Source organism: Peribacillus cavernae (genome assembly GCF_003989135.1).
Lineage (GTDB): Bacteria > Bacillota > Bacilli > Bacillales > DSM-1321 > Peribacillus > Peribacillus cavernae.
Map to the genome: position 1 here is coordinate 18,850 of NZ_RYZZ01000042.1, position 22,232 is coordinate 41,081.

At 44.2% G+C, this 22,232-nt stretch carries 17 protein-coding genes; 16 read left to right on the forward strand and 1 reads right to left on the reverse strand.

Annotated features, from left to right (window positions below; translation table 11 throughout):
- The first annotated feature begins 23 nt into the window (after positions 1-23).
- The 8 genes from ystJ (at position 24) to aceA (ending at position 9,232) form a co-directional block, all read left to right on the forward strand.
- On the forward strand, positions 24-1,262 hold the full coding sequence (gene ystJ / locus ELQ35_RS20225; protein WP_126866989.1) for an NADP-dependent malic enzyme: 1,239 nt from the start codon (positions 24-26) through the stop codon (positions 1,260-1,262).
- A complete protein-coding gene (locus ELQ35_RS20230) occupies positions 1,246-1,899 on the forward strand; it encodes a FadR/GntR family transcriptional regulator (protein ID WP_281278146.1) in 654 nt (217 codons plus the stop codon). The genes ystJ and ELQ35_RS20230 overlap by 17 nt, the downstream gene beginning before the upstream one ends.
- A gap of 90 nt (positions 1,900-1,989) precedes the next feature.
- Positions 1,990-2,856 carry an acetyl-CoA carboxylase, carboxyltransferase subunit beta gene (gene accD, locus ELQ35_RS20235; protein ID WP_126866990.1) on the forward strand — a complete coding sequence of 289 codons (867 nt, stop codon included), beginning with the start codon at positions 1,990-1,992 and terminating at the stop codon, positions 2,854-2,856.
- Positions 2,853-3,830, forward strand: a complete 978-nt coding sequence (gene accA, locus ELQ35_RS20240) for an acetyl-CoA carboxylase carboxyl transferase subunit alpha (RefSeq protein WP_126866991.1) — start codon at positions 2,853-2,855, stop codon at positions 3,828-3,830. Before accD ends, accA begins: the two co-directional genes overlap by 4 nt.
- Before the next feature lie 339 nt (positions 3,831-4,169).
- A complete protein-coding gene (pfkA, locus tag ELQ35_RS20245) occupies positions 4,170-5,129 on the forward strand; it encodes a 6-phosphofructokinase (protein WP_126866992.1) in 960 nt (319 codons plus the stop codon).
- Positions 5,130-5,416: 287 nt separating this feature from the next.
- Positions 5,417-7,177, forward strand: a complete 1,761-nt coding sequence (pyk, locus tag ELQ35_RS20250) for a pyruvate kinase (protein ID WP_126866993.1) — start codon at positions 5,417-5,419, stop codon at positions 7,175-7,177.
- 200 nt (positions 7,178-7,377) lie between these two features.
- Positions 7,378-7,764 carry an FxsA family protein gene (locus tag ELQ35_RS20255; protein ID WP_126866994.1) on the forward strand — a complete coding sequence of 129 codons (387 nt, stop codon included), beginning with the start codon at positions 7,378-7,380 and terminating at the stop codon, positions 7,762-7,764.
- 166 nt (positions 7,765-7,930) lie between these two features.
- Positions 7,931-9,232, forward strand: coding sequence for an isocitrate lyase (gene aceA / locus ELQ35_RS20260; protein WP_126866995.1), 1,302 nt, complete (start codon positions 7,931-7,933; stop codon positions 9,230-9,232).
- A 226-nt stretch (positions 9,233-9,458) separates the two neighbouring features.
- Here aceA and ytvI read toward each other — a convergent pair whose 3' ends face one another.
- Positions 9,459-10,586, reverse strand: a complete 1,128-nt coding sequence (gene ytvI, locus ELQ35_RS20265; RefSeq protein WP_126866996.1) for a sporulation integral membrane protein YtvI — start codon at positions 10,584-10,586, stop codon at positions 9,459-9,461.
- A gap of 175 nt (positions 10,587-10,761) precedes the next feature.
- Between ytvI and ELQ35_RS20270 the strand changes: the two genes are divergently transcribed.
- From ELQ35_RS20270 to mutM, 8 genes are all read left to right on the forward strand, one after another.
- Positions 10,762-11,220, forward strand: a complete 459-nt coding sequence (locus ELQ35_RS20270; protein ID WP_126866997.1) for a DUF441 domain-containing protein — start codon at positions 10,762-10,764, stop codon at positions 11,218-11,220.
- Between the two features lie 477 nt (positions 11,221-11,697).
- Positions 11,698-12,813, forward strand: a complete 1,116-nt coding sequence (citZ, locus tag ELQ35_RS20275; protein WP_126866998.1) for a citrate synthase — start codon at positions 11,698-11,700, stop codon at positions 12,811-12,813.
- Positions 12,814-12,924: 111 nt separating this feature from the next.
- Positions 12,925-14,193 (forward strand): NADP-dependent isocitrate dehydrogenase, encoded by a 1,269-nt coding sequence (gene icd / locus ELQ35_RS20280; protein WP_126866999.1) that lies wholly within the window; start codon positions 12,925-12,927, stop codon positions 14,191-14,193.
- 180 nt (positions 14,194-14,373) lie between these two features.
- Positions 14,374-15,312 carry a malate dehydrogenase gene (gene mdh, locus ELQ35_RS20285; RefSeq protein WP_126867000.1) on the forward strand — a complete coding sequence of 313 codons (939 nt, stop codon included), beginning with the start codon at positions 14,374-14,376 and terminating at the stop codon, positions 15,310-15,312.
- Between the two features lie 337 nt (positions 15,313-15,649).
- Complete coding sequence (locus ELQ35_RS20290; RefSeq protein ID WP_126867001.1) at positions 15,650-16,372, forward strand: response regulator transcription factor; 723 nt, start codon at positions 15,650-15,652, stop codon at positions 16,370-16,372.
- On the forward strand, positions 16,369-18,132 hold the full coding sequence (gene pnpS, locus ELQ35_RS20295; RefSeq protein ID WP_126867002.1) for a two-component system histidine kinase PnpS: 1,764 nt from the start codon (positions 16,369-16,371) through the stop codon (positions 18,130-18,132). Before ELQ35_RS20290 ends, pnpS begins: the two co-directional genes overlap by 4 nt.
- Positions 18,133-18,555: 423 nt before the next feature.
- Complete coding sequence (gene polA / locus ELQ35_RS20300; RefSeq protein ID WP_126867003.1) at positions 18,556-21,189, forward strand: DNA polymerase I; 2,634 nt, start codon at positions 18,556-18,558, stop codon at positions 21,187-21,189.
- 117 nt (positions 21,190-21,306) lie between these two features.
- Positions 21,307-22,140 carry a DNA-formamidopyrimidine glycosylase gene (mutM, locus tag ELQ35_RS20305; protein WP_126867004.1) on the forward strand — a complete coding sequence of 278 codons (834 nt, stop codon included), beginning with the start codon at positions 21,307-21,309 and terminating at the stop codon, positions 22,138-22,140.
- Positions 22,141-22,232 lie beyond the last annotated feature (92 nt).

The following is a 22,232-nucleotide window of genomic DNA, read 5'->3' on the forward strand; positions in this document are numbered from 1 at the left end:
GAATAGATTAGGGAGTGAAAAAATTGTCATTAAGAGAAGAAGCATTGCACATGCATCAGATGAATCAAGGAAAGCTGGAAACGGTCTCAAAGGTTCCAGTAAGGAATGCTGAGGATTTAAGCCTAGCCTATTCTCCGGGAGTGGCTGAGCCGTGTAAGGAAATCTATGATAAACCTGAAACGGTTTATGATTATACAATGAAAGGGAATACGGTTGCCGTTGTTTCGGACGGAACTGCTGTGCTGGGACTTGGAAACATCGGTCCTGAAGCAGCTCTGCCGGTGATGGAGGGAAAAGCGGTCCTATTCAAAAGCTTTGCAGGAGTCGATGCTTTTCCAATCTGTCTAAAAACAACGGATGTGGATAAAATTGTAGATACTGTCAAACTGCTGGAACCTACATTCGGCGGAGTGAATCTGGAGGATATTGCGGCTCCGAACTGCTTCGTCATCGAAGAACGGTTAAAAAAAGAAACGAATATCCCTGTTTTCCATGATGATCAACATGGAACCGCAATTGTTACCGTCGCAGGACTTGTAAATGCGCTGCGGATTGTCGGCAAATCGATGTCCGAGATTAAAGTCGTTGCAAGCGGTGCCGGCGCTGCGGGAATTGCAATCATTAAGCTTCTGTATAATTATGGAGTAAGAGATATTATTATGTGCGATTCAAAAGGAGCGGTCTTTGAAGGACGTACATACGGCATGAATGAAATTAAAGACCAGATTGCAAAAGTCACAAATCGGGATAGAGTTGAAGGGAGCCTTAAGGAAGTCATCAAAGGAGCGGATGTGTTTGTCGGAGTATCCGTGGCCGGCGCATTGACGAAAGAAATGGTCGCATCCATGAATATCGATCCGATTATTTTTGCAATGGCTAATCCAGATCCGGAAATTATGCCGGAGGACGCAAAAGCTGCCGGTGCAAAAGTGGTTGGTACGGGAAGATCCGATTTTCCAAACCAGGTGAACAACGTCCTTGCCTTTCCAGGGATTTTCCGCGGCGCATTGGACGTGCGCGCTACCCACATCAATGAAAAAATGAAGGTAGCGGCTGTCAACGCGATTGCACGGTTAATAACAGAAGCTGAGCTGCATGAAGACTATGTCATTCCTGCACCTTTTGATGAGAGAGTCGCTCCTGAAGTGGCAGCGGCAGTGGCCAAGGCGGCCATGGAAACAGGTGTTGCCAGACTCAAGGTCGATCCAGAAGATGTAAAGGAAAAAACGAGGAAGCTTGCGAGCATTGGAAAAAGCGAGTGATGTACGTTTGAACAATTCCAATCCCTCATCGAAAATATATTTGGATATTGTTGAGAAACTCAGGAATATGATTGAAGTGGACGGGCTGCTGCCCGGAGACAAAATATCTTCTGAACGGGAATTATCCGAGCGCCTGAACGTGGGGCGCTCCTCCGTTCGTGAAGCGTTGCGTGCTCTGGAACTGTTAGGGCTCATTGAGACACGCAGAGGTGAAGGGACATTCATTAAGGATTTTCAGGAGCACAGGCTTGTGGAACTGCTTGGAGCTTTTTTTCTGCAAAATTCGAAGATAAAGGAAGATTTAATAGAAACCAAACAGTTTATCGAAAAGGACTGCTTGAGGATTGTCGTCCAGTCTGCATCTAATGACGAATTGGAGCTGTTGTTGCATTGGGCGCAGAAGAACTGGTTTGATGATGATTTATTCTTCCAAAAAATCGCAGAACTGAATCGCAACAAACTGATTGAAAGAATCTGGCGCATCGTTAACAGCTATTCAAAAGCTTCTTTTAGGGCGGATCAAACAGTTGATCACAAAACATACATACGTCTCATCGATGCCCTGTTGGAACGGGATGAACAAAAAGTGCTGGATATTTATTGCCAGGATATTAGAAATATGTCGAAAAAGGACTGACATGGTTTTACACGATTTTTATCTGCCATTTGGTATAGTTAAGGACAAGTGTCAATGGAAATGAGAATGAGCGGCAAAGGGGGATCCATCTTGCTTAAAGAGCTGTTTACAAAATCGAAAAAGAAGAAATACGCAACGATTCCTTCCGAGCGGGATAAGCAGGATGTACCTGAAGGAATAATGACTAAATGCCCGAACTGCAAAAAGATTATGTATACAAAAGAGCTGGTGAAGAATGCCAAAGTCTGCCTGCATTGCGGCCATCACCATACCATGACGGCTGATGAAAGAATAGAGAGCCTTTTTGAACCAGGCAGCTTTACCGAATTGGACGAAGGTCTTCTAACTGCTAATCCACTTGATTTTCCGGATTATATGGATAAAATCGAAAAAGATCGTGAGAAATCAGATTTAAATGAAGCTGTAGTTACTGGTGTCGGGAAAATTGGAGGACATGAGCTTGCGGTCGCGGTCATGGATTCCCGCTTCCGGATGGGAAGCATGGGTTCTGTGGTCGGCGAAAAAATAACCCGAGCGATTGAAAAAGCAGGTGAATCAGGGATTCCGTTCCTTATCTTTACAGCATCCGGTGGAGCCCGAATGCAGGAGGGAGTACTCAGCCTTATGCAGATGGCAAAGACAAGTGCTGCCCTGAAAATGTTCAGTGATGGGGGCGGCCTGATTGTTTCGGTCATGACGCATCCTACCACAGGCGGTGTTTCGGCAAGCTTTGCGTCATTAGGCGATATCAATTTAGCCGAACCAGGCGCGTTAATCGGTTTTGCCGGTAGAAGGATTATTGAACAAACGATCAGGGAAGAACTGCCTGATGATTTCCAGACGGCTGAGTTTTTAATGAAGCACGGTCAATTGGATGCAGTTGTTTCCAGATTAGATATGAAGGAAAAACTGGAAAATATTCTGGAAATTCATGTTCCGGGTGGTGAATGGGTATGATCGGAGAACTAGAATTCGAACGTCCGATAACAGATCTTCGAAAAAAGATCGATGAATTAAGGGAAATCACGAAAGATGCCGATGTCGATTTATCAGCTGAAATAGGAAGGCTGGAAAACCGTCTCGAAAGGCTTGAGGCCGACATCTACGAAAATATGAAGCCTTGGGATCGGGTACAGGTTGCGAGACACCCTGCACGTCCTACGACTCTTGATTATATCTCTCAGTTGTTTACCGATTTCTTTGAACTGCACGGTGACAGGTATTACGGAGACGATGAGGCAATCGTTGGCGGAATTGCAAAGTTTGAAGGCTATCCGGTAACGGTCATCGGCCATCAAAGAGGCAAGGATACCAAAGAAAATCTTCGGCGCAATTTCGGGATGCCGCATCCTGAAGGATACCGAAAAGCGTTGCGGCTGATGAAGCAGGCGGAAAAATTCCACCGTCCGGTCATATGTTTTATTGACACGAAAGGGGCCTATCCCGGTAAAGCGGCAGAAGAGCGTGGACAGAGTGAGGCAATTGCCAGAAACTTATTTGAAATGGCAGGTCTGAAGGTACCGATCATTTGTATTGTCATCGGTGAAGGGGGGAGCGGCGGTGCCCTGGCCCTCGGCGTCGGCGACAGGATTCACATGCTGGAGAATTCCACTTATTCGGTCATTTCGCCGGAAGGAGCGGCTGCTTTGCTCTGGAAGGACTCCACACAGGCGAAACGGGCCGCAGAAACAATGAAAATCACCGCTCCTGATTTGAAGGAGCTTGGCGTCGTCGATGAAATCATTCCCGAGGAAAAAGGCGGGGCCCATCGGAATGTAAAAGGGCAGGCCGATGCGATTCGTACCGTTCTTAAACAGTCCATGACCGAGCTGCTTACCTTAGATGAGGAAGAGCTTATCAATAAAAGATATCTGAAATACAAACGAATCGGGAAGTATTCGTTAGAAGAACAATTTTCAGGGATCAAATAAACGTGTTGCCGAAAAGGCACACGTTTTTTCATAAAGAAGTATTTGCAAAATTACTTAGAAAAAACAGTTTGTTTACAAATTCGAGATGAAAACGCTTAAGATAGAGGAATTCCAGATAATGAGGATAAAAGGTTTACGAATTTGCCCATCTATTCTAGAATGAAAGCGCGGAAGCCAAAAAGTAATGATTATATAAGCGGTTATCAAATAAGATAGGTAAAGTTTGTCTATATTAAGAAGTAGTTATTCAACGACAAAGAGTGAATTCACTCGCTCAAACCATATGTTAATAGCTTAGCAATTTATTGGTGTTTACATGTTATGATGAGGTGACTTTTGATGAAAAGATTAGGTGTACTTACCAGCGGAGGGGATTCCCCGGGAATGAACGCAGTAATTCGTGCTGTAGTTCGTAAGGCCATTTACCAGGATCTTGAAGTGTATGGGATCTATCACGGCTACCAGGGGTTGATAGAAGGAGAAATTAAGAAGCTTGAAATCGGTTCAGTCGGTGATATCATTCACAGAGGCGGAACAATGCTTCATTCCGCACGCTGCCTGGAATTCAAAACAGAAGAAGGGCAATTGAAGGGAATCGAACAATTAAATAAACATGGAATTGAAGGTTTGGTCATTATTGGCGGAGATGGTTCTTACCGTGGAGCAAAAGCATTGACAGAGAGAGGATATCCTTGCGTCGGAGTACCGGGCACCATTGACAACGACATTCCGGGCACAGATTTTACCATTGGTTTCGATACAGCGTTAAACACTGTCATTGATGCAATCGATAAAATTCGTGACACAGCCACCTCCCACGAAAGAACATATTTAATTGAAGTCATGGGACGCAATGCGGGAGATATCGCGCTTTGGGCCGGACTTGCCGGGGGAGCTGAGACGATTCTCGTTCCTGAATACAATTACAATATGGAAGACATTATCGCCAGGCTAAAACGTGGAAACGAACGCGGAAAAAAACACAGCATCATTATCGTTGCCGAAGGAGTAGGCAGCGCAGTTGACTTTTCTAAAAAAATAGAAGAAACGACTGGATATGAAACCCGTGTCACTGTACTTGGCCATGTTCAGCGCGGAGGCTCTCCTACTGCTTCGGACCGTGTCCTTGCCAGCAGATTAGGCGCGCTTGCAGTGGAGCTCTTAATGGAAGGCAAAGGAGGCAGGGCAGTTGGAATCGAAAAAAACCGCCTCGTCGATTATGACATCATCGAAGCCCTTGCCATGCCTCATAATATCGATAAAAAAATGTATGACCTTTCCACGGAATTGTCTATTTAACAAGAAAAGCGGAAGCGCCTTGTAAAAAGGAACGTNNGTCCTGTGGCGAACGTCGACGTCAGCGCATCCTGCACAAGTCCGACAAGCATAAGACGAGCATCTGTATGGGGAGTGGTTTTCTCCCCATCAGATGATTGGCTTATGACCCGAAGCCGAGACGAAGATCGCCACGTCCTTATGTCTTCGTCGGCACTAGCACGTCCTGTGCGTCGGGGCTAGGCTGCTTCCGCAAATATATACTTTTCCCTTAAAGAATATTTTTTTTAGAAATCAGGAGGTTATAAAACATGCGCAAGACAAAAATCGTATGTACCATCGGCCCTGCAAGTGAAAGTATTGAAAAGCTGACGGAACTGATCGAAGCAGGGATGAATGTTTCCCGATTAAACTTTTCCCATGGCAGCCATGAAGAGCATGCAAAGAGAATCGTCTCCATCCGTGAGGCGGTCCAAAGCACCGGAGAGCAGGTAGCTATTCTTTTGGATACAAAAGGTCCGGAAATCCGTACAAATAACATGGAAAACGATTCGATCGAACTAAAAACCGGATCTGATGTGATTGTATCGATGACAGAGGTTCTCGGAACTCCAGAAAAATTCTCGATTACATATGAAGGACTGATAGACGACGTCCATGTCGGCTCCAAAATCTTATTGGATGATGGATTGATTGGACTTGAAGTGACAGGCGTCAACAGGGATCGCAAAGAAATTTTGACAAAGGTACTGAACAGCGGGACGCTTAAAAATAAGAAGGGCGTGAATGTGCCCGGAGTTTCTGTAAAGCTTCCCGGAATCACCGAAAAGGACGCACAGGACATCATTTTCGGGATTGGACAGGGCATCGATTTCATTGCTGCTTCTTTTGTACGCCGTGCATCTGACGTGCTTGAAATCCGTGAACTTCTTGAAGAACACAATGCAGGCCATATCCAAATCATTCCGAAGATTGAGAATCAGGAGGGTGTCGACAGTATAGACGAAATCCTCGAAGTCTCCGATGGTTTGATGGTGGCCCGCGGGGATTTAGGCGTGGAAATTCCTGCCGAGGAAGTACCGCTTGTTCAGAAGCAACTAATCAAGAAATGCAATACGCTTGGAAAGCCGGTCATTACTGCGACTCAAATGCTTGATTCGATGCAGCGGAACCCCCGTCCTACTAGGGCAGAGGCCAGTGATGTAGCCAATGCGATTTTCGATGGAACGGATGCAATCATGCTTTCCGGTGAAACAGCTGCGGGGTCCTACCCGGTCGAAGCGGTTCAAACGATGCATAATATTGCTTCCCGTGCTGAATCAGCCTTGAACCATAAAGATATCTTATCAAGAAGAAGCAGGGATAATGGATACAATGTTACAGACGCGATAGGCCAGTCGGTCGCCCACACTGCTTTAGATCTTAAAGTTGGGGCGATCATTACTCCGACTGAAAGCGGCCATACGGCCCGGATGATCTCAAAGTATCGTCCGAAAGCACCGATTATCGCGGTTACAGCTAAGGAACATGTTATAAGACGTCTTGCGCTGGTATGGGGCGTGTATCCGCAAATGGGTACAGAAGCCAAGACGACGGATGAAATGCTCGAATCAGCCATTGATGCCAGCTTGAACTCCGATCTCGTTAACCATGGCGATCTTGTCGTCATCACTGCAGGCGTCCCTGTAGGCGAGGCCGGAACGACAAACTTGATGAAAATTCACTTGCTTGGCGATATTCTGTTAAAAGCGCAGGGCGTAGGAAGAAGATCTGCCAAAGGACAAGCTGTCGTTGCCAGGACGGCTGCCGAAGCAATCGAAAAAGTTACGGAAGGTTCTGTGCTTGTTACGATCGCATCCGATAAAGATATGATGGCGGCAATTGAAAAGTGTTCAGCTCTGATTACAGAGGAAGGCGGTTTAACAAGCCATGCGGCTGTAGTCGGCATCAATCTGGGAATACCGGTCATCGTAGGCGCAGATCACGCTACTGCCACTTTGAAAGATGGGCAGAACATTACGGTTGATGCGAGCCGCGGCATTATCTACAACGGGCATGCGAGCGTTTTGTAAGGTGAACTACTGGAAATTAGAATTTTCTCTGTTGATTGCTGTATAATGAATAGGTAGAGACCTTTCATTATGACTGGTGTCTAGCTTGGACGTATAAGGATGTACTAGTGCCGACGAAGACATAAGGACGTGGCGGGTGTTAGTCGGCGTTCCTTAATACAAAACAAGACGCTTCCGCTTTTCTTATTGGAGGAATGCAGATGAGATACTTGTTGCTTTTGTTAATCGTAATCCCTGCTGTTGAAATTGCTGTTCTATTATTATCTGGAAGAACGATCGGAGTCTGGCCTACGCTGCTCCTTATTATTTCAACAGGCCTGATTGGAGCATTCCTGGCAAAACAGCAAGGTTTGGAAACGCTAAGAAAGGCCCAGGAACAAATGAGATATGGGCAGCTTCCCGGAGATGCATTGCTTGATGGGATATGCATTCTCATCGGAGGGACATTCCTGCTAACACCGGGTTTCGTCTCGGATCTCATCGGGCTCGTCTTGCTCCTGCCACCTACCCGGAAAATAATCAAGCCTGTGCTGTTGAAGATGATCAGAAACATGATCGATAAACGCAAGATAACTATCATAAGATAAAAAGACCTGGCTGAATAACTGCCAGGTCTTTTTATTTTCATTTAGACAAAAAATAATTATTTAAAATTGTTAGAAAACTAGTGACAAACTAAAAAGTGTTGTTATATAATACAAATAGGATAAATAACACCTGTATTATAACATTAGGACTAGGAGGAATTATACGATGAGACAAGAAAAAGCTAAAAGATTAGAAGAAAATTGGAGAAGTGACGAACGCTGGAATGGCATTGAACGGCCATATAGTGGAGAAGATGTGGTCCGTTTAAGGGGTTCGGTTGAAATTGAACATACATTAGCGCGCCGCGGTTCGGAAAAACTCTGGAACTTGATCAATACGGAAGACTTTGTTAATGCTCTTGGGGCACTGACTGGTAACCAGGCGATGCAACAGGTAAAAGCCGGGCTTAAAGCCATATATTTAAGCGGCTGGCAGGTTGCAGCCGACGCCAATCTGTCAGGGAATATGTATCCGGACCAAAGCTTATATCCGGCCAACAGCGTGCCTCAGGTCGTTAAACGGATTAATCAGGCCCTTCAACGCGCTGACCAAATCCATTACATGGAAGGAAATGAAGAAATCGATTGGTTTGCCCCGATTGTTGCCGATGCTGAAGCAGGCTTTGGAGGCCAATTGAATGTATTTGAACTGATGAAAGGCATGATTGAAGCGGGAACTGCAGGCGTCCACTTTGAAGACCAGCTTTCATCAGAGAAAAAATGCGGCCACTTGGGAGGCAAGGTACTTCTTCCTACACAAACAGCCGTACGTAACCTGATTGCCGCACGCTTTGCAGCAGATGTCATGGGAGTGCCTACAGTGTTAGTTGCGCGTACGGATGCTGATGCCGCCGATTTAATTACAAGCGATATTGATCCGGTTGATGCGCCATTTATTACGGGAGAGCGCACTGCAGAAGGATTTTATAGAACAAAGGCTGGTTTGGATCAGGCGATTGCCAGAGGACTCGCTTATGCACCATATGCTGACTTGGTCTGGTGTGAAACTTCTGAACCAAATCTTGAACAGGCACGCCGTTTTGCTGAAGCAATCCATGAAAAATTCCCTGGTAAGCTCCTTGCCTATAACTGTTCCCCTTCCTTTAACTGGAAGGCGAAGTTAGACGACGAAACCATTGCTAGCTTTCAGAAAGAGCTTGGCAAATTGGGGTACAAGTTCCAATTCGTAACACTTGCCGGATTCCATGCCCTTAACCACGGTATGTTTGAATTGGCGCGTAAATATAAAGACGATGGCATGGCAGCTTATTCTGAGTTGCAGCAAGCAGAATTCGCAAGTGAAAAATTTGGCTATACAGCTACAAGGCATCAACGTGAAGTCGGTACCGGCTATTTTGATGAGGTTGCCCAGGTGGTGGCAGGAGGAACATCTTCCATAACAGCCCTTAAAGGCTCCACTGAAGCAGAGCAATTCAATACTGAAAGCAAAGAAGGAGTAAAAGCATAAAAGAAAAGCCGTCCCATGGCGATCAGGCCAGGGGCGGCTTTATTTTTTATTGTAAAGGAAACTATAGATTTAATTTTATGTGGATAACTTAATTGTGGTTATCTGCATCCAGCTCCGACGTACAAGGATGTACTAGTGCCGACGTCGTCACAGGACGTGGCGGTTCTTAGTCGACGTTCCTTTATACAAGGCGTTTCCGCTTTTCTTATTGAGGGACAGATCTGTATTATGCCTTATGAACAGGATTCTTTCCGATTATGAAATTCCAAATATCTTTAAATATATTCGCACGGATCAAGGTGTTTATAATGACAAGCACAACCGGACCGGCAATCAGTCCAAGAAAGCCGATTAATTTAAAACCAACAAACAAAGCGACAAGAGTGGCCAGCGGGTCAAGCCCAATGCTTGAGGATAAAACTTTTGGCTCCATTAATTGACGTTGGACGATGACTACCGCATACAATACTCCAAGACCAATCGCAAGACTTGTATTCCCGGTAATTGCTTCAAAAATAATCCACGGCACAAACACCGTGCCTGTACCTAAATAGGGCAGGATATCAACAAGACCGCAAATTAACGCGATTGTTATCGCATATTCAACTTTCAAGATGAGCAGACCGATCAGCACGATAATCGATGTAAGTGAAATCAAGGTGAATTGGGCCCGGATAAATCCAAATAGCGCTTTTTTTAAATCGTCAATAACACGTTTGAAACTGAAGAACACTTTTTCTGGCAATACTTTTCCACTGAAGCGAGAAAGGCGGTACCAGTCCTTGCTGATAAAGAAGGTTGCCAGTAAAGAGAAAATCAAGACTGTTGCTGCATTTGGGAACCAGCCGATGATGGCAGGTACATTTTGAAAAAAGCCCTGAATGAAGTTCCCTGCCGTGGAACCAATTTTCTGGCCGACATTTTGAATATTTGCCATGATTGTGTCCTGCTGCTGACCATCCAGGTTGTTAAAAAGGTTTGCAATCCTGTTATATAAGGGTAAAACTTGTCCGGCGATAAATTGTTCAATAAAATTAACAAGCGTCTCTATATGATCAGGGACAACCCCGCCCAAATATTCAGCACCGGAAACGATCTCTGCGACTAACAGCGTAATCAAGCCCGCAAAAACCGACAGGATTAAAAGTAGAGAGATAAATACTGCCAGTCCCCTAGGCATCCTGGTCTTTTTTTTCAAAAAATTAACGAGAGGGTTCATGAAAAAAGCAAACATGACCGCGATGATAAATGGATAGGTATACTTGGATAAATAGAAAAGCGCCGCCAGACTCAGTATGATGATTCCAATAACAAAAATGCATCGGAGAAACCGGTTTAAATATACAGGATTCAATATTTCCCCCCCCCCATAGGGTATTCTATTTCTTAATCTATCTAGCTAGAATAAGAAAAGAAAATTTCATCTATCATGAAAGATTCAATCTGTTTGATTATCGGCTGCTTTATTTACTTATATTGTTTCTTTTATTATGCTAAGATAGCAAGATTGAAATGTCAGGAGAATGAGAATGAATGGACCTGTTCTTTTTTTACTTATGTTGGCTGTGATTGGACTATTGGCAAAAAACACTTCGCTTTTGGCTGCGGCCGGTGCGCTCCTGCTGCTTAAAGTAACCGGGCTGGATACAAAGGTTTTTCCTTATTTGGAGTCGAAAGGGATTAATTTAGGGGTGACGATTATAACGATTGCCGTGTTAGTCCCGATAGCAAATGGATCTATCGGCTTTAAAGAATTAAGCGATGCGATTAAGTCCCCATACGCCTGGATAGCCCTGGCGTCCGGAATTGCTGTAGCTTTAATTGCAAAAAGCGGACTAACTTTACTCGCATCCGCCCCGCATATCACGACCGCGCTGGTTCTTGGGACGATTCTTGCTGTGGCTTTATTTAAAGGGGTCGCTGTCGGGCCATTGGTCGGTGCAGGCATCGCTTATCTTTGCATGCAAATATTTACTTTTATCAAATAAAAAGGCAGGGCATGACATACAGAATATTCAAGCTCCCCCATTGAAGTATATTTTCTGCTGTATTTTTCTAATAAAATAATAATTTTTTCACATTTTGTGTGCTTTTCATTCCCAAAAATCCGATAATTGTTTATAATAGTCTTGTAGCTAACCCTTACGTAAATTTAATGATAAAGTATAATCTGTATAGTAGATACGGGAAACATTAATCCTTTATCTCAAGGGGGAGTTACCCGATCAAGTGTTCGATAGAGTGTTTTGATAATATATCTTTAGGGTAAAGTAAGTGGTGGCAATAGAAAGATGCGACTTTTGATTCATATTTATCTATTGGCAACGTTTTCACCCAAAAATGTGTTCCTTCTGTCATTACATAGTGGACGGGCTAGGTCTAAGTCCCCTGCCATCTTGGAAGCGTTCTATCTTAAACTAAAAAATGGGCTAAGGGGAATATTCAAGAAAAGGAGAGGTTTTTCTATGTCAGCAACAAAAGGTCTGGAAGGTATAGTTGCAACAACTTCATCTATCAGTTCAATCATCGACGATACTTTAACTTACGTCGGGTATGATATTGATGATCTTGCCGAAAACGCAACGTTTGAGGAAGTAATTTACTTATTATGGCACCGCAGTCTTCCGAATAAAAGTCAATTGGAAGAACTCACGAAGCAGCTTGCGGAGAATGCCAGCCTTCCCAAAGAAGTGCTTGAACATTTCAATATGTATCAAATCGATAAAGTACACCCAATGGCAGCCCTTCGTTCTGCTATTTCACTGCTAGGTCTTTACGACGAGGAAGCAGACGAGATGAATACGGAAGCCAACTACCGTAAAGCGATCCGTATCCAGGCTAAACTCCCTTCAGTTGTGACGGCTTTTGCACGTGTGCGAAAAGGCCTTGAGCCTGTCGCTCCCCGCACTGATCTTAGTTTTGCTGCTAACTTTTTATACATGCTGAGCGGAAAAGAACCGACTGCAATCGAAGAGGAAGCTTTCAATAAGGCTTTGGTCCTTCATGCAGATCATGAGTTAAACGCATCTACGTTTACAGCCCGCGTTTGCGTTGCCACCTTATCGGATATTTATTCAGGTGTCACCGCTGCCATCGGGGCATTGAAAGGGCCTCTGCATGGCGGTGCCAATGAAGCCGTTATGAAGATGCTTACTGAGATTGGCTCTGTAGAAAACGTGGATTCTTATATAAATGCTAAATTAGAGAACAAGGAAAAAATCATGGGTTTTGGCCATCGTGTATATCAGCAAGGCGATCCGCGCGCCAAGCATTTAAAAGAAATGTCGCAGAAATTGACTGAAATTACCGGCCAGCCTAAATATTATGATATGTCGATAAAGATTGAGGACCTGGTTACTTCACAGAAACACCTTCCTCCAAATGTGGATTTTTATTCTGCATCTGTGTACCACAGCCTTGGCATTGACCATGATCTCTTCACGCCAATTTTCGCTGTGAGCCGCGCATCTGGCTGGTTAGCACATATTCTGGAGCAATACGAAAATAATCGCTTAATCCGTCCGCGTGCCGAATATACAGGTCCGGGAATGCAAAAATACGTCCCAATTGAAAAAAGATAAATTTTTTGTTTTTTAATTTGGCGATTATATAGTAAATTAATAATTGTGAGATAAGAGGTTAGCTGGCTTGCATGAGCCACTAACCTTTGAATTTGAATTGGAGGTAACGTAATGACACAAGGTGAAAAGATTACAGTAGAGAATGGTTCATTAAACGTTCCAAACAACCCGATCATTCCTTTCATCGAAGGGGACGGCATCGGCTCGGACATTTGGGCAGCGGCTTCGCGTGTATTGGAAGCGGCAGTGGACAAGGCTTATAACGGGGAAAAGAAAATTTCCTGGAAAGAAGTCCTTGCAGGAGAAAAGGCATACAACCAGACAGGGGAATGGCTTCCAAAGGAAACTTTGGACGTGATTCGCGAATATTTCATCGCCATTAAAGGCCCCCTTACAACTCCAATTGGCGGCGGAATCCGTTCATTGAACGTAGCGCTGCGCCAGGAGCTTGATCTATTCACATGCTTGCGTCCTGTACGCTATTTTGACGGGGTTCCTTCTCCAGTTAAACGCCCTGAAGACACTGACATGGTTATCTTCCGTGAAAATACTGAAGATATTTATGCTGGTATTGAATATGCAAAAGGCTCTGATGAAGTGAAGAAGTTAATCGACTTCCTTCAAAATGAGATGGGCGTTTCCAAAATACGTTTCCCTGAAACGTCCGGTATCGGCATCAAGCCTGTTTCTGAAGAAGGCACAAAACGCCTTGTACGAGCTGCGATCAACTATGCGATCAAAGAAGGCCGCAAGTCGGTTACTTTAGTACATAAAGGCAATATCATGAAGTTCACTGAAGGCGCATTTAAGAGCTGGGGATACGAACTTGCTGAACAGGAATTTGGCGACAAAGTGTTCACATGGGACCAGTATGACCGTCTCAAAGAAGAGCAAAGCACAGAAGCTGCAAACAAAGCGCAAGCTGATGCTGAAGCAGCAGGCAAAATCATCATCAAGGATTCCATTGCCGATATCTTCTTACAGCAAATCCTGACACGTCCGAAAGAATTTGATGTAGTAGCAACGATGAATTTAAATGGCGACTACATTTCCGACGCTCTTGCTGCACAGGTTGGCGGCATCGGGATCGCTCCTGGAGCCAACATCAACTATGAAACGGGACATGCTATTTTTGAAGCAACCCACGGCACTGCGCCAAAATACGCTGGACAGGATAAGGTAAACCCGTCTTCTGTTCTTCTTTCAGGTGTGTTAATGCTTGAACACCTTGGCTGGAACGAAGCAGCTAAAATGATTACGAACTCAGTTGAGAAGACAATCTCCTCTAAAGTTGTAACTTACGACTTCGCACGTCTAATGGAAGGCGCAACTGAAGTCAAGTGTTCTGAATTCGCTGATGAACTGATTAAGAATCTTTAATCAAGAAAAGCGGAAGGTCTAAAAAGAACGATAACTAATTTAGTAAAGAGAGCTCCCGACGGAAGCCAAGCTTAACGGCTTTCATTCGGGAGGCCTTTAATTGTTGGATTTTTTGAAATAGAACGTCTGCAAGAGAGGGCAATAATGAATGATCTTTACATAATTTGAGGAGGTACAATCTTGTCTATGAAACGAAAAAAAATCTCTGTTATCGGTGGCGGATTTACAGGTGCCACTACTGCCTTTTTATTAGCTCAAAAAGAACTTGGCGATGTTGTACTGGTTGACATTCCGCAAGCGGAAAACCCTACGAAGGGTAAAGCGCTTGATATGCTTGAGGCGAGTCCTGTTCAAGGTTTTGACGCTAACATTACGGGCACGTCAAACTACGAAGATACTGCCGATTCAGATATCGTGATCATCACTGCCGGCATTGCCCGCAAACCTGGCATGAGCCGCGACGATTTGGTGCAAACAAACCAAAAGGTTATGAAATCAGTGACGCAGGAAATTGTAAAACATTCTCCAAACACAACGATTGTCGTACTTACTAATCCGGTTGATGCGATGACTTATACGGTATTTAAAGAATCCGGCTTCCCGAAAAACCGTGTAATCGGACAGTCCGGTGTCCTTGATACAGCCCGTTTCCGCACATTTGTTGCACAGGAGCTAAACCTTTCCGTCAAAGATGTTACAGGCTTCGTTTTAGGAGGACACGGCGATGATATGGTGCCGCTTGTACGCTACTCCTATGCTGGAGGAATCCCATTGGAAACCCTAATTCCACAGGACCGTTTAGAAGCAATCGTTGAACGCACGCGCAAAGGCGGCGGTGAAATCGTCAACCTTCTAGGAAACGGAAGTGCGTATTACGCCCCTGCTGCTTCCCTTGTTGAAATGGCTGAAGCTATTCTTAAAGACCAGCGCCGCGTTATCCCTGTTATTGCTTATCTTGAAGGGGAATATGGGTTTGACGGCATCTATCTTGGCGTTCCTACAATCCTAGGGGCTGGTGGTATCGAACAAATCATCGAACTTGAATTAGCCGGAGATGAAAAGGCGGCACTTGCTAAATCCGCCGAATCAGTAAAAAGCGTAATGCAGGTTCTTCAGTAATTTAGAAACGTGGATACTTTAATAAAATAGGAAGAGGATGCCCAAGGAGATAAGATAGAAGCTATTTTAGTACCTTCTTTTGGGCACCCTCTTTTTTCAACATTGAGTGGAAGGTATTATTACAGAGGCGGTTCCTTTCTACAGATAGTATTCTTGATAACTTTTAAAATGAAAGCCCTGCCATTTTCCTGGCAGGGTTTTTATAGTTTTAAAAAAGATCGGGAACAAATAATAATCAGGTGAAAAAGTTTTCCTCTTCCCGTTTTTTCTTTATAATGAAAATGGATGAAGGCTTTAAGGTTGGGTGCAAGGGGTAATATATATTCAGGAGGAAGCCATGTCTAAGAAAATTCTCGTTGTCGATGATGAAAAATCAATACTGACCCTGCTTCAATATAATTTGGAACAGGCTGGCTTTTCCGTTGTGACAGCAATGGATGGGGAAGAAGGCAAAAACCTTGCGATCGAGAAAAATCCGGATTTGATCGTGTTGGATTTAATGCTTCCAAAACTGGATGGCATCGAGGTATGCAAGCAGCTTCGCCAGCAGAAAATAATGGTACCCATTCTTATGCTGACGGCAAAAGATGATGAGTTTGATAAAGTCCTTGGTCTTGAGCTGGGCGCTGATGATTATATGACAAAGCCATTCAGCCCCCGTGAGGTAGTGGCACGGATTAAAGCGATTCTCAGGCGTTCCCAAATCCAAGCAGAATTAAAGGAAAGCGGGGGGGCTGATGAGGAAGGTGAGCTGCTGAAGTTCGGCGGCTTACGGATTTATCCGGATCGGTATGAAGCTTATTTCGATGGAGACCTGCTTGAACTGACTCCCAAGGAATTCGAATTGCTGCTTTACCTTGCGAAACATAAGGGAAGGGTGCTAACAAGGGACCAGTTGTTAAGTGCAGTCTGGAACTATGACTTTGCGGGTGATACTCGGATTGTTGATGTGCACATCTCTCATCTTCGTGAAAAAATTGAACATAATACAAAAAAACCGCTCTATATTAAAACGATTCGTGGTCTGGGCTATAAGCTAGAGGAGCCGAAAAGGGAATGACAAAATTCAGGACCAGGCTTCTTTTGGTATTAATTAGCCTTATTCTTATCGTTCTGATAGCAGCGGGCCTCCTATTGGGCCAATTATTTAAAAGCTATTATGTGAACATCTTTAATGAGAGAGTCCAAAAAGAAACAGTCTTTATATCGAATTACATAAAAGAAAATGGCGGGATCGCCGTTTTTTTAAAGGATGGCAGAAAAGCTGAACTAAATGCTTTGATTGATTCCCATTTTACAATTTTAGCTGCAGACGGCACGGTGTTATATGATTCCAACGTCAACAAAAAAAATAACCCTGAGAGCCATGCAGCCCTTTTGGACCGAATCGGGGAGAATATAGGTTCCAATCAGGAAGGATATGAATTGGTCGACGGCTCCTCTGACCTTCACTATTACTGGAAGTCGATTGAAAAGGGCGATGATGTGGAAGGGTATGTTGTCCTGGGAAATGAAATGGGAGACATCAAACAGGTCAATCGGCAAATATGGTGGATTTTAATTGGCTGCCTTGGCGCAGCCCTGATTGTTATTATCATGCTCGGAAGCCAGATTGCCGCAAGATATACCCGGCCGATTGAAGCGGCTACCACAACGGCAATTGAACTGGCAAAAGGAAATTACCGTGCCCGTGCCTATGAGGAGCGTTCCAATGAAGCTGGAATGCTAAATACGTCCCTTAACATTCTCGCGAGAAACCTCCAGGAAATGGAGGTTGCCAGGGAAATGCAGCAAGACCGTCTTGAAACCCTGATTGAAAATATCGGGAGTAGTGTCTTGCTGATCGATAACAAAGGCTATGTAACACTGATAAATCGTGAATATAAAGAGCTTTTTCAAGTCGAAGCCTCTAATTTTCTTTATAGGGTGTATTATGAGGTAATCAAGCACAAAGAAATTATCCACATTATTGAAGAAATTTTTATAACCGAAAAAAGCATTAAGCGCCAGCTGCGGATACCATTAGAGATTGACCGAAAACATTTCGAGGTGTACGGTGCGCCGATTATCGGGAACCACGATGAATGGAAAGGAATTCTAGTTGTATTTCACGATATCACAGAATTGAAGAAGCTTGAGCAAATGCGGAAAGACTTTGTAGCCAATGTTTCCCATGAATTGAAAACACCGATCACTTCAATAAAGGGATTTTCAGAGACTTTATTGGACGGGGCCATGAAGGACGAGGAAGCACTGCAGAACTTTTTATCAATCATTCTGAAGGAAAGCGACCGGTTGCAGGCACTGATTCAAGAGCTTCTGGATTTATCTAAGATTGAACAGCAGGAATTTGTCCTGAATCTTGAAACTCTAAACTTATGCCAACTGCTTGAAGAAACATGCGCAATCCTTCAAGGGAAGGCAGATGAAAAAAACATTTCGCTTACCCTGTATGCTCCGGATCATCCTATGCAGGTAAAAGGCGATTCTTACCGGGTTAAGCAAATCTTCATCAACCTGATTACAAACGCGCTGAACTATACCGTAAAAGGCGGTACTGTGGATATAAGAATAACCGGGGAAAAACAATTTGTAAAAGTCGCAGTACAGGATAGCGGAATTGGAATCGAGAAAGCGGAATTGCCGCGTATTTTTGAACGCTTTTACAGAGTGGATAAAGCAAGGAGCAGAAATTCGGGAGGCACAGGCCTTGGACTTGCGATTGTAAAGCATATTGTCGAAGCCCATAAAGGAAAAATCACCGTAAACAGCGAACCGGGCAAAGGCACAACATTCACGGTTTTCTTTAACCGGAAATAACAAATCTTTTGGATGAATAAAGGAAGGCTTAAGACAATTTACATGAATTTTACAATTTATTCAATCCTTCTTAATATCATAAGCTTACAATTACTTATGAAAACCCCTTCATCCAGGGAGCCGAAAAAGGTGAGGACACGACCCCGTCCTTGCCTTTTTCATTTTTGGCGTGCATATTAAGCCGTTACCTCTCCTTACCATTTTATAAGAGAACGAAGATTGGTTAGAATTTGTTTTTTTACTGCCCTTACAGCACAGATTTGAACCTCCAAGAGGGGTTATGGAAATGGCTTAAACAGTCTGCTCCCATGCAAAGGCCGTTATTTTTCTTTCCTAATCCTCTCATGGTAGAATATAAGGAAGAAAATAACGGCTATTTGTTTTTGTTGGAACGGATTTACTTAATGACAGGGGGACTTTGATTTGGGTAAGAAATTAGTGCTGATTGATGGAAATAGTATTGCATATCGTGCTTTTTTTGCATTGCCGCTCCTTAATAATGATAAAGGAATCCATACGAATTCCGTTTATGGCTTTACGATGATGCTTAATAAAATCCTCGAGGAAGAAAAACCGACACACATGCTGGTTGCTTTTGATGCCGGGAAAACGACGTTTCGGCACGCCTCGTATAAAGAATACAAAGGAGGCCGCCAAAAGACTCCGCCCGAACTCTCTGAACAATTTCCATTCATCCGCGAGTTATTGGATCACTTCGGCATTTCCCGCTATGAGCTGGACAACTATGAAGCGGACGATATTATCGGGACCCTCTCCCTAAAGGCAGAAAAGGAAGGTTATGACGTGAGGGTCATTTCAGGTGATAAGGACTTGACCCAGCTTTCCTCGCCGACGATCACTGTTGGTATCACAAGAAAAGGGATTACCGATATTGAGGATTATACTCCTGAACATATTCAGGAAAAGTACGGGATTGGCCCGCATCAGATTATCGATATGAAAGGTCTGATGGGAGATGCCTCCGATAATATCCCCGGGATTCCGGGTGTCGGTGAAAAGACGGCCCTAAAGCTTCTGCACCAATTTGGAACGGTGGAAAAGCTTTTGGAATCCATCGATGAAGTCAGCGGAAAAAAACTAAAGGAAAAAATAAAAGAACACAAAGAATCGGCGGTGCTGAGCAAACAGCTTGCAACGATTACAAGGGAAGCCCCGCTAGAAATAACCGTGGATGATACCGTCTATACCGGGATGGATACAGGGAAGGTTGTTTCTTTCTATAAAGATCTTGGCTTCCAGTCCTTGCTTGAAAAATTGGGAGACGCGGGAGAACCTGCAGCGGAAATGGTTCAGGAAGATATTGCGTTTGAAAAAGTGGATGAAGTCACTGCCAGTTTGTTTGCAGATGAGAACTCGCTATATATTGAAATACTGGAGGATAACTATTATCGTGCCGATATCATCGGCATTTCCGTTTCTAATGATCATGGAAACTTTTATATCCCTACTGAAACGGCTCTGGCTTCCGAGGAATTCAAACAATGGGCCGGTGATGAAACGAAGAAGAAAACGGTGTTTGATGCCAAGCGTGCAGTGGTCGCCTTAAGAAGAAGAGGCATCGAACTTCAGGGAATCAGTCTTGATATTTTCCTTGCCTCCTATATATTGAATCCTTCAGATTCGGTTGAAGATGTAGCGGCGATAACGAAATCACAGCGCGGGACACAGCTTCAGCCGGATGATGTTTTTTACGGGAAGGGTGCAAAACGTTCCATTCCTGACGAATCACAGCTAAGTGAACATCTCGCCCGGAAATCACAGGCTATATTTTCCTTAAAAGATCCAATTATTAAATCGTTAGAGAAAAACAAACAGTATCAACTATTTACCGAACTGGAACTGCCTTTGGCACTGATTTTGGCAGAAATGGAAATTCAGGGCGTCAAAATGGATGTCGGCCGCCTGAAGGAAATGGGAACGGAATTAACTATGAGGCTCAAAGCGATTGAAGAGAAGATTCATCAGCTGGCAGGGGAGGCATTTAATATAAATTCGCCCAAACAGCTTGGCGTTATTTTATTTGAAAAGTTGAACCTTCCCGCTGTTAAGAAAACAAAGACAGGATATTCGACGTCAGCTGATGTTCTCGAAAAGCTTGAGAGCGAGCATGAAATGGTCAGGGAAATCCTGCATTATCGCCAGCTCGGGAAACTGCAGTCCACCTATATTGAAGGCCTGTTGAAGGTAGTTGACGAGAAGACATGCAAAGTCCATACCCGCTTTAACCAGGCGCTGACGGCAACAGGCCGTTTAAGCTCGACTGACCCTAATCTGCAAAACATCCCGATCCGTCTTGACGAAGGGAGAAAAATCAGACAGGCCTTCATTCCTTCTGAAAAGGATTGGATCATGTTTGCAGCAGACTATTCGCAAATCGAGCTTAGGGTGCTCGCGCATATCGCCAATGATGAAGGGTTGGTCGAGGCATTTAGGACGGATATGGACATCCATACGAAAACGGCTATGGATGTATTTCATGTTTCCAAAGACGAGGTCACTTCAAATATGCGCCGCCATGCTAAAGCGGTAAATTTTGGAATTGTATATGGGATTAGTGATTATGGTTTATCCCAGAGCCTTTCGATTACCAGAAAAGAAGCTGGCCAATTTATCGACCAGTACTTAAAAAGCTTTCCCGGGGTCCAGGATTATATGAAGGAAAGCATCCAGGAAGCAAAGCAAAAAGGCTATTCAACGACCTTGCTTCAAAGAAGGCGATATATCCCCGAAATTACGAGTCGTAATTTCAATTTACGAAGCTTTGCGGAAAGAACGGCTATGAATACACCAATCCAGGGAAGTGCCGCCGATATCATCAAGCTGGCGATGATTAATATGAGTGAGCGGCTAAAGGAAGAAAACCTGAAAGCACGCCTGCTGCTCCAGGTCCATGATGAACTGATTTTTGAAGCCCCTCCAGAGGAACTGGAAGCTTTAATGAAAATTGTCCCGGAAGAAATGGAAAGGGCAATTGAATTAAATGTACCTTTGAAGGTGGACTACGCGTACGGGCCGACATGGTTTGACGCGAAGTAGAAAAACGGAAGCGCCTAAAAGGAACGACGACTAAGAGCACCACGTCCTGTGGCGACGTTGGCACTAGTACAACTATGTACGTCGAAGTTAGACAAATAAAGGAACAGAGGTGGCAGTATGCCTGAGCTTCCAGAAGTAGAAACAGTCAGGAAAACGTTAGTACAGCTTGTGATCGGCAAAACGATACAGGAAGTTTCGGTATTTTGGCCGAAAATCATCAAAGCACCTGAACAGCCTGAACAGTTCACGGATGCACTTATTGGGCAAACGATCGAGGCTATCGGACGCCGCGGCAAGTTTTTAATCTTTTACCTTGATGATTATGCAATGGTTTCGCATTTGCGGATGGAAGGGAAGTATGGAGTCTTCGTTAAGGCAGAGCCTTATGATAAGCATACCCATGTGATCTTTTCTTTCACCGACGGGACCGAGCTGCGCTATCGGGATGTCCGTAAATTCGGGACGATGCATTTATTTGCAAAAGGAGAGGAGCATGTTAACCTCCCGTTGCTTCACCTTGGACCCGAACCGTTGTCAGCGGAATTTACTGTCGGGCATTTGAAGGAAAAGCTTTCAAAAACCAGCCGCAAAATCAAACCTGTGCTGCTTGATCAAACCGTGGTCGTTGGCATCGGAAATATTTATGTCGATGAATCCCTGTTCCGTTCCGGTATACACCCGGAACGGATTGCATCTTCGTTGACGCCTGTCGAAATCGGTGTGTTGCATAAAGAAATAAAAGCTACCTTGTCCGAAGCAGTTGAAAAAGGAGGCAGTACGATCCGTTCCTATGTCAATTCGCAGGGACAGATTGGCATGTTCCAGCTGGAACTGTTTGTTTACGGACGTAAGGGAGAGGAATGCAAGCGTTGCGGAACGCCGCTTGAAAAGCATGTCGTTGGAGGCAGAGGGACGACAATCTGCCCTTCCTGCCAGCGGACTGATAAATAGAGGGTGATTTGACTCTCCTTCTTACAATGCGCTTGCGCTTTTCTAAACACATCGGATTTGCTCCTTCCATATACTATCCTAGTTTCTGTGAG